The organism is Paraburkholderia phytofirmans, assembly GCF_046028095.1.
Classification (GTDB): Bacteria; Pseudomonadota; Gammaproteobacteria; order Burkholderiales; family Burkholderiaceae; genus Paraburkholderia; species Paraburkholderia phytofirmans_A.
Genome location: NZ_JAQQDJ010000036.1, coordinates 1 through 1,339, shown reverse-complemented (window position 1 = coordinate 1,339; position 1,339 = coordinate 1). Strand labels below are relative to the sequence as shown.

The 1,339-nt window shown below is 58.8% G+C and carries 1 protein-coding gene; it reads left to right on the top strand.

Going from position 1 to position 1,339, the window contains the following annotated elements:
• The first annotated feature begins 89 nt into the window (after positions 1-89).
• Entirely contained in the window at positions 90-1,190 is a 1,101-nt protein-coding gene (locus PQR54_RS38805; RefSeq protein ID WP_408255428.1) for an IS5 family transposase, read from the top strand.
• Positions 1,191-1,339: the final 149 nt, after the last annotated feature.

Genomic DNA, 1,339 nt, shown 5'->3' with positions numbered 1-1,339 from the left:
CAGGCCGGTGAAATACCTCATGTAGCGGTCATCCGGAACGCAGGCGTAAACGTTGAACGTATGTCGTCAATGAGAGCGAGATGGAACGGATGCGTGGGCCAGATGGTTTTACCGAATCAATGTTCACGGTGTTGAAGCTGGACGATTTTGTGCCGAAGGACCATCCGTTGCGTCCGATTCGTACCTGGCTCAATGACGCGCTTAAACGCATGGACGATGTTTTCGCGCGGATGTACGAGGCTGACGCGAAAGGAGGTCGGCCGAGCATCGCGCCGGAGAAGCTGGTGCGAGCTCTTTTGCTGCAGGTGCTGTACTCAATTCGTAGCGAGCGCATGCTGGTGGAACAGATTTCCTACAACATGCTGTTCCGCTGGTTCGTCGGCCTGCCGATGGACGGGACCGTGTGGGACCACTCGACGTTCAGCAAGAACCGCGACCGGTTGCTCGAACACGATGTGCTGGTGTTGCTGTTCAACGAGACAGTCGAGACCGCGCGCGAGCGCGGATATCTTTCTGGGGAGCACTTTAGCGTCGACGGCACGTTGATTCAGGCATGGGCCGGGCATAAGAGCTTCGTGCCGAAGGCAAGTCCAGACGAAGACGACACGCCTCCTGACGAACCGCCAGCGCCGAATGACAACTGGCACGGACAGAAACGCAGTAACGAGACGCACCAATCCACGACGGACGAGCAGGCGCGCCTGTTTCGCAAGAGCAAAGGAACCGGAGCGATGCTCTGTTATATGGGCCACGTGCTGACAGACAACCGGCACGGCCTTGTGGTCAACGCACAGGTGACGCTGGCGACGGGCACCGCCGAGCGCGACGCGGCCGGGCAGATGCTTGCTGATGCCGCGAGTGTTGCGTCGCGTGCCATCACGGTCGGTGCGGACAAGAACTACGACACCGCCGGCTTCGTCGGCAGTTGTCGCGCGAATCGTGTCACGCCGCATGTGGCGCAAAACGATGGTCGTCCAGGAGGCTCAGCAATTGACGAGCGAACTACGCGCTGGCCGGGTTACGCGGTCAGCCAGCAAAAACGTAAGCGCATTGAGCAGGTGTTCGGATGGGGCAAGACAGTCGGACGGATTCGACAAGCGATGTATCGAGGACTTGAACGCGTAGACCAGCTCTTCGTGCTGACGCAGGTCGGCTACAACCTGACGCGTATGCGCACACTTGCCGGTTAAGGGGCAGGAAGCAATGGATAACATCGATATGGCGAACCCGCGAGCAACGTCGAATGCCCGCAACGTGTTCCGCGTTTCAAAAGTGCGAACCCAGCATCCGTCGTAATGCATCTGGGCGCATCAACGACGGATATTTCAACGGCCTGCTA